This is a genomic window from Halochromatium sp. (assembly GCF_054919635.1).
The window spans coordinates 1-7,803 of sequence record NZ_JBUDPI010000163.1 but is presented as its reverse complement, the minus strand read 5'-3'; the positions used below and the strand labels follow the sequence as shown (position 1 = coordinate 7,803).

Genomic DNA, 7,803 nt, shown 5'->3' with positions numbered 1-7,803 from the left:
ACCTTTACACTCGACAACCTTCACCAGCTAAGTACTGGAAGCATTCTGGTTGCAGGTAATGCAAAGCGCATCTCAGTTTTTCAGCTGACTTACATCGACACGTTTGCGCAGACCATTTCCGACAATACAGACCAGGATTACGACCCGGATTCCATCCTGCTCGATTTCACCCCGATCGCTTACTATGTCAGCCATGGCGACCATGGTCGATCACTGTTTCGTATCGCCCTTGAGCCGGGGACCTCGGCCCCTCAAGCCTATGAGCTCGTGGAAGAGGTCGAGGACTTGCAGATCCATTATGGAATTGATACGACCCAGGACGGCCAAGTCGATGCGGTTTATCCGGATGCCAGCGCCATCGTCGATCCTGATTATTAACTAGGCTCAGCCAATACTAGGAGCCGATGCGGCATCGGTGGCGTACGCGCCGCAGCCCAGGCGCGGCAGCATGGCTACGAGATCGAAGCGGCGGTTAAAGCGATAGCAGAACTCCCCGAGGTAACGCGGCAGATGTTTGCCGCTGGCCGGATGATAAAACCCGTGCAGGCTGTTTTTGACGTTGCCGATGACCGTGTTGAGCCACTGGAACTCGGGGATCGCCATGCTGCGGTAGCCGCCGCCGGTGACCACGGGTTGATGCTCGAAGCCGGCGCTCGCGATGCCACGAAAGCAGGCAAGACCGTCGGTGACGACGATGGCGTTGGGATCGAAGTGGCGCTTGGCGAAGCGCTCGGCCTCCGCCTTGCGAAAGCCTTTGACCTTGCCGAGACGCAGCCCGATCGGGTGATCGTCATCGTTGCGGGACAACGCAGCGATGAACGGGGTCTTGTTCGGTGAGCCGCGGCCCGGTTTGCTCGCGTGAGCTTCCCCGCCACAGTACACATCATCGACGTCGATGACGCCGCTGAGCGGAGTCTGGTCGTCGCGCTCTTTCATCACCTGCGGCAACTTGTGCTTCACACGCCAGGCGGTGAGGTAGGAGATGCCAAGATGGCGCTTGAGCTCCAGGGCTGAGATGCCGCTTTTCTGTTGCGTCACCAGGAACATCGCCAGCCACCAGGTGGTCAGCGCCAGCTTGGTCGAAGCAAAGATGGTCCCGGCTGTCAGCGAGGTCTGATGACGGCAGTGGCGGCACTGCAAGAGCGCTCGGGTGCGCAAGCGCACCGGTTCGTGTTGATGGCCGCAGCTCGGGCAGACGAACCCCTGTGGCCAGCGTGCGCCCTCAAGGACCCGCTGGCACTGTTCCTCAGTCCCATAGTCCGCGAGAAACTGCTGTAGACTCAGGCCCTTCTGAAACTGAATCTTGTTCTGTGCCATCGCTGATCTCCGCCTGGTTGCCCTCTTTGAAGTCTAGACTAGCGCCAGAGAATTGGCTGAGGTTCGTGAATAATCAGGAGATAGCAATAACTGGCGCACACCTCAGACTATCCTGTGGACTGGGAGGCGAGCAAAGGCTGGTATATGCATCTGATTTCACCGGCATGGGGGACTGAGGGAGAACGCATCGTCAGCTCACCCCTGATTCGCCATGGGCGAGCCGTATTCACCTCGCTTATCCCCTCAGTCGAGCCCTGTGAGGCCGGTGGCACGAGCTGGATTACCGAGTTAGACATGTTAACTGGTTCGCAGTGGCAGATATCGGTTTTTGATGTTAATGATGACGGCAATATCGATGAAGACGACTTTCTTGATCAGACGGAATTGGATATTGACGGCGATGGTGACTTTGACACCACAGCTCAGGCCTCTGGTATCGGTTCGAAGGTTGGAATCATCAATTCACCAGCCGTTATCTCTGCAGGACCAGTCGAATACGAGTACACCGCGGGGTCAACCGAAGGGCTGATGCGAATCTTCGAGGCCGGTGATGCAGCCGCTGGTCGTCAATCATGGCGACAGATCCGGTAGGGACCTGCTGTGCGTAGCAATCGGCAACAGGGCTTTACCTTGATCGAGCTGATGATCACGGTTGCGACACTTGGCATCCTGGTCAGCATTGCCTATCCTTCGTATAAGGATACTGTGATTAAGGCAAGGCGCGCCGACGCAAAGGCTGTCTTAATGGAAGCCGCTCAGTGGATGGAGCAGTTCTATACAGAGAATGATCGCTACGATCAGGATCGCGAAGGTAATTCGGTGGTGCTACCTAGCACATTACGTGCTGCCCCTAAGGAAGGAGATACTAAGTACCACGCGATTGCGTTGAATCCGTCGGCGACGGCGACAACCTTCACCCTCAGGGCTACACCAAATAGTAACGGCGCACAAGAAGCGGATCAGTGTGGTGCTCTAACCCTAGACAATACCGGCAACCGTGGTGTGTTGGGAGCTGCGGCGAGCGTCGAACGCTGTTGGTAAGACCGCTCACCCGCCGGGATAGCCCTTTGTCGCTTATCGAGTGGCTCCGGCATCGCGTAGACACCGACCCGCGCAAGGCGCCTCAGGCCTTCGCGCTTGGAGAAGGTTTGGCGTGGCGGCAACTGTGCAACTGTTTGCTTTCAGCAACCGTATGCTGATTGACGACAGATGGGGTCTCGGGGATTAGATGCACCAACAGCCGAAGATAGCGCAGGCTGCTGAGTGGCGTCAGCATCCTGAAAAAGATGCTGTTGGGATAGTGGCGGAGAGAGAGGGATTCGAACCCTCGATGAGCTATTAACCCATACTCCCTTAGCAGGGGAGCGCCTTCAGCCACTCGGCCATCTCTCCGTAGGCGGAAAATTATAGCAGAATTTTGGGGTCTTTCGCTGTCCCAGTGACGGGCTAGCGAAGCTGGACCTAGCCTAACGCGGGGCCTAACGCAGGGATAGGCTTTTTCATCGATAGGCGATCGATTGCCCTTGTGCTGAACATAGGTCAAGAGCAACGCAGAGGCCGGTGGCGCATGGCGCACCCTAAGGCGACGCCCTGCGCTTGACTGCCTTAATCGTCGAGTCCTCGGTCCTCGGCGATATGCTGCTCTGAGATCCCTTGCGCTTGCTCGCGCTTGATGCGCTCATAAATCTCTTCGCGATGCACCGCTACTTCGCGCGGAGCATTAACACCAATGCGAACCTGGTTTCCTTTCACCCCAAGAACGGTTACGGTGACTTCGTCGCCGATCATCAGGGTTTCGCCAACGCGGCGGGTCAGTATCAACATAGCGATCTATCCTTTATGTCCTTTCAATAAGTCGAGCCGCGGTCTCCTCAGCATCTCAGGTCTCGCAGCCTTGTTGCCGATGCCTTACAGCCATCCATCGTGTCGTGGATTGGCGCAGGCTCTGTACCCTTAGAGTGTACCAACAGCCATTGGTGCGATGCATCAATTGTTACAATAAGGGTATTCGATGTCAACGTCATCACGAGACAACACCGTCACCGTCGGCGAGCCCAAAAGCATCATGCAAAGCCCGAACACCCAGCTCCAGGTACTTCTCATCGATCACCACTGAGATCTTGATCTCAGAGGTCGAGATCATTCGGATGTTGATACCTTCACGAGCCAAGGCCTCAAACATCCGACTGGCGATACCGGCGTGCGATCGCATCCCGACGCCCACCAAGCTGAGCTTAACGATTTTCTGATCGCCAGTCACCTCGCGTGCCGAGAGCAGCTCCGCTGTCGCTTTCAGCACACCCAATGCAGTCACATAGTCGTTGCGATTGACCGTAAAGGTGAAGTCGGTGGTGGCCCCATCGGAGCCTACATTTTGCACGATCATGTCGACTTCGACATTGGCCTCGGAGATTGGGCCGAGAATCTTGTGCGCAATACCCGGCTGGTCCGGGACCCCTAACACGGTCAGCTTCGCTTCATCCTTCGCGAAGGCGATCCCGGCGATCTTGGCGTCTTCCACGTTCTCCTCCTCGAAGCTAATCAGTGTGCCTTCTCCATCACGAAAGCTCGAGAGCACACGCAGGGGCACCTGGTATTTCCCGGCAAATTCGACGGCGCGTATTTGCAGCACCTTCGAGCCCAAACTGGCCATCTCCAGCATCTCCTCGAAGGTGATGCGCTCAAGCTTGCGCGCTCGCGGCTCGATGCGTGGATCGGTGGTATAGACGCCGTCGACATCCGTATAGATCTGGCATTCGTCGGCCTTGAGCGCAGCCGCCATTGCCACCGCGGAGGTATCAGAGCCGCCGCGGCCCAGGGTGGTGATATTGCCCTCGCGATCGATCCCCTGAAAACCGGCAACCACCACCACCCGTCCGGCATCGAGATCGCGGCACACACGCGCACCATCGATATCGCGGATACGGGCCTTATTGTGGGCGCTATCGGTGCGAATCTGGACCTGCGAGCCGGTGTAGGAGCGCGCCGGACAGCCCGCCGCCTCCAACGCCATCGCGAGCAGTGCGATGGTGACCTGCTCGCCGGTGGCAATCAGCACGTCCAGCTCGCGCGGGACAGGCAGCGGTTGTATCGCGCGTGCTAAGCCGATCAATCGATCGGTCTCGCCCGACATCGCCGAGACCACAACGACCACTTGATGGCCCTGATCACGTGTGCGCTTCACACGCTCGGCAACCGCCTGTATACGCTCTACGGAGCCAACCGAGGTGCCACCATATTTTTGCACAATCAACGACATCGGCTCACTCGCGTCCTCAAATCAGCCCCTACCCTCTGCCTATGCTGCGGATGCACGTTCTTTCACCCAATCGCCCACCAAGTCCAGCGCCGCAGGTATGCCAGCCGGATCATTACCGCCCGCTTGCGCCATGTCAGGCCGACCACCACCACGACCGCCGACCTTCTCGGCTGCCGCTTTGACCAGATCGCCAGCCCTAAAGCGACCGACCAGATCCTTGGTCACGCCTGCAATCAGGTTGACCTTACCGTCACTTTCGGTCGCCAAGAGCACGACCCCCGAGCCAAGCTTGTTCTTCAGCTGATCGAGCGTATCACGCAGCGACTTCGCATCAACGCCTTCCAGACGAGCAGCCAAGACCTTGACCCCATCGACCTCGATCGCCGCCTCCGTTAGCTCACTACCGGCCGCGCTGGCGAGCTTAGCCTTGAGCTGCTCAAGCTCCTTTTCCAACCGGCGCGAGCGCTCAACCAACGCGGCAACCTTATCGTCGGCATCGTTCGTTGCGCCTTTCACAAGGGCGGCAATCCGCGCAAGACGCTCTTCCTCGTCTTCGACCCAGCTCAGCGCAACATCGCCGGCAACGGCCTCGATCCGACGCACGCCGGCGCTGATGCCAGACTCTGAGACGATCTTGAACAGGCCGATATCGCCGACCGCGCGCACGTGGGTGCCGCCGCAGAGCTCGGTGGAAAAATCCCCCATCCGCAGCACTCGCACTTGCTCGTCATACTTCTCGCCGAACAATGCCATGGCACCGGAGGCCTTCGCATCCTCAAGCTGCATGATCCGAGTCTCAACCGTGTGATTCTCGCGCACCTCTTGGTTGACGAGGCGCTCGATCTCCCGCAACTGCTCGCGCGTGACCGGCTCGAAGTGGGTGAAGTCAAAACGCAACCGCTCGGGCCCCACCAAGGAGCCGCGCTGCTGGACGTGATCCCCTAACACCCGGCGCAATGCGGCATGCAGCAGATGCGTCGACGAGTGATGCAGCGCAATCGCACGCCGGCGCGCTGGCTCCACCCGGGCATCGACGCGATCACCAATCGCCATCTCGCCCTCAAGCAGGCGACCCATGTGACAGATGACCCCACCCTGCTTTCGGGTATCCTGAACCTCGAAGCGCGCCGTCTCGGTGGTCAAAGTCCCGCGATCGCCGACCTGTCCGCCCGCCTCCGCATAGAAGGGCGTCACGTCGAGCACCAGCAGTCCTGCTTGCCCGGCCTTGATGTGATCCTGCGGCTCGCCGTCCAGATAGCAGCCGATCAAGGTTGCCTGATCGATCACACCTTCGTAACCGCTGAAGTCGGTCTCGCCGTCGATGTCGAGCTCGATCACCGCATCCGCGCCAAAATGGCTCGCTGCCCGAGCGCGCTCCTTCTGCGTCGCCATGGCCTGCTCGAATCCCAACAAGTCGAGCGTCAGGCCACGCTCACGAGCAATGTCCGCGGTCAGATCGGCCGGAAAACCAAAGGTGTCGTACAAGCGGAAGACGGCCTCTCCTGGAATCTCCGTGCCCGGAAGCTGAGCGACGATCTCATCGAAGATCCGTAGCCCTTGATCCAAGGTATCGGCGAAACGTTCTTCTTCAGCCCGTAGCACCCGCTCAACATGATCCCGCTTCTCGCGCAGCTCGGGATAGGCATCACCCATCTGCTCGGCGAGCGGCTCAACCAATCGCCAAAAGAATGTTGAGGTCTGCCCCAGCTGATAGCCGTGGCGGATCGCGCGCCGAACGATGCGCCGCTGCACATAGCCACGTCCCTCATTCCCTGGCATGACCCCATCGATGATCAGGAAGGCTGCCGAGCGGATGTGGTCGGCAATGACGCGCAGTGACTTATTGTTGAGGTCCTCGCAACCAGTCACCTCAGCGGCGGCGCGAATCAACGCCTGGAACAGATCAATCTCATAGTTGCTGTGCACCCCCTGCATGACCGCCGCCAGACGCTCAAGGCCCATGCCGGTATCGACCGACGGTCGTGGCAACGGGTGGAGCTCGCCATTGCCATCACGATCGAATTGCATAAAGACCAGGTTCCAGATCTCGACATAGCGATCGCCGTCCTCATCCGGCGAGCCCGGTGGCCCACCAGGGATCTCAGGACCATGATCGTAGAAGATCTCAGAACAGGGTCCGCAGGGGCCGGTCTCGCCCATGGACCAAAAGTTGTCCTTCTCGCCACATCGCGAGAAGCGTGCCGGGTCAACGCCGATCTCCTCAAGCCAGATACGCGCTGCCTCGTCGTCGCCGGTGTAGACGGTGATCCAGAGGCGCTCCGCCGGCATCTGTAGGGTCTGGGTCAGGAACTGCCAGGCAAAGCCGATCGCCTCACGCTTGAAGTAGTCGCCAAAGCTGAAGTTGCCGAGCATCTCGAAGAAGGTGTGATGTCGGGCCGTGTAGCCAACGTTCTCGAGATCATTGTGCTTGCCGCCTGCGCGCACGCAGCGCTGAGAGCTCGCAGCCCGGTGATAGGAACGCTTTTCGCGACCGAGAAAAACATCCTTAAACTGCACCATGCCAGCGTTGGTAAACAGCAGCGTCGGATCGTTGCCGGGCACGAGCGGACTGCTTTCGACCAGCGTGTGATCATGCTCAGCGAAGAAATCGAAAAAGGCCTGACGTAGCTCGGCACTGCTCTTCATAATGGGCTCTTCAACAGGGACACCAACTCCGTAAACCACGGATCAATCATCGGCCCGATCGGAATCCCGACTGGAATCCAGGAAGCGGGCGATCAAACGATGAGGGAAGCCACGATACTCAAGGAAACGGGAGCGTCTGGCCTGCTCACGACGGTCACTAAACCCCTCGTCACCAAACCGTTTGTGATACGCGTGGCGCAGACACTCGCTCAAGGCTTCATCGCCGAGTTCGAGGTGAGGCTCGATCCTGTCGTCTGAAACCCCTTTTTCCCTCAGCTCGTAACGAATTCGCAGGGGACCAAACCCCTTATCAAGTCGCTCTCGAACGTACGCCGAAACGAGACGCTCTTCGCTCAGCAGGTCATCGCTGACCAGCGCGTCAACGACGGCATCAACCTCCGCGGTCGGATAACCGCGCTGCGTCAGCTTGCGCGAGAGCTCCAGTCGGCTATGCTCCCGCGTGGTCAGCAGCTTCAGCGCTCGACTTCGAATCTCGTCACGCAGCGCCTCCTGTGACAGATCAACTGCAGACGATTGATCCACTGCAGGCGACAGGTCCAGAGCGGACGCAGGGTCACCCA

At 58.9% G+C, this 7,803-nt stretch carries 7 protein-coding genes, 1 tRNA gene and 1 pseudogene; 3 read left to right on the top strand and 6 right to left on the bottom strand.

All coding sequences use genetic code 11. The features are described from left to right. A partial coding sequence (locus ACY693_RS11010; RefSeq protein ID WP_462321873.1) for a PilW family protein occupies nucleotides 1-378 on the top strand: 378 nt, incomplete at its 5' end. Here ACY693_RS11010 and ACY693_RS11005 read toward each other — a convergent pair. After that, nucleotides 375-1,317: pseudogene (locus ACY693_RS11005) on the bottom strand (IS1595 family transposase). The gene ACY693_RS11010 and the pseudogene ACY693_RS11005 sit on opposite strands and share 4 nt — an antisense overlap. A gap of 114 nt (nucleotides 1,318-1,431) precedes the next feature. Between ACY693_RS11005 and ACY693_RS11000 the strand changes: the two are divergent. Together ACY693_RS11000 and ACY693_RS10995 are read left to right on the top strand one after the other, a co-directional pair. Beyond that, nucleotides 1,432-1,908, top strand: a complete 477-nt coding sequence (locus ACY693_RS11000; protein ID WP_462321872.1) for a hypothetical protein — start codon at nucleotides 1,432-1,434, stop codon at nucleotides 1,906-1,908. A 9-nt stretch (nucleotides 1,909-1,917) separates the two neighbouring features. After that, on the top strand, nucleotides 1,918-2,358 hold the full coding sequence (locus ACY693_RS10995; protein WP_462321871.1) for a type IV pilin protein: 441 nt from the start codon (nucleotides 1,918-1,920) through the stop codon (nucleotides 2,356-2,358). Nucleotides 2,359-2,618: 260 nt separating this feature from the next. On the opposite strand, the gene ACY693_RS10990 is transcribed toward ACY693_RS10995, so the two are convergent. The 5 genes from ACY693_RS10990 to ACY693_RS10970 all read right to left on the bottom strand — a co-directional run. Continuing rightward, a tRNA-Ser gene (locus ACY693_RS10990) sits at nucleotides 2,619-2,709 on the bottom strand. 213 nt (nucleotides 2,710-2,922) lie between these two features. After that, the gene (csrA, locus tag ACY693_RS10985) at nucleotides 2,923-3,141 is read right to left on the bottom strand and encodes a carbon storage regulator CsrA (protein WP_462321870.1); all 219 of its coding nucleotides are present in this window, start codon (nucleotides 3,139-3,141) and stop codon (nucleotides 2,923-2,925) included. A 199-nt stretch (nucleotides 3,142-3,340) separates the two neighbouring features. Further along, the gene (locus ACY693_RS10980; protein ID WP_462321869.1) at nucleotides 3,341-4,576 is read right to left on the bottom strand and encodes an aspartate kinase; all 1,236 of its coding nucleotides are present in this window, start codon (nucleotides 4,574-4,576) and stop codon (nucleotides 3,341-3,343) included. 39 nt (nucleotides 4,577-4,615) lie between these two features. After that, entirely contained in the window at nucleotides 4,616-7,222 is a 2,607-nt protein-coding gene (gene alaS, locus ACY693_RS10975; protein WP_462321868.1) for an alanine--tRNA ligase, read from the bottom strand. Between the two features lie 42 nt (nucleotides 7,223-7,264). Continuing rightward, nucleotides 7,265-7,803 (bottom strand): regulatory protein RecX (locus ACY693_RS10970; RefSeq protein WP_462321867.1); only part of this gene is annotated, 539 nt, incomplete at its 5' end.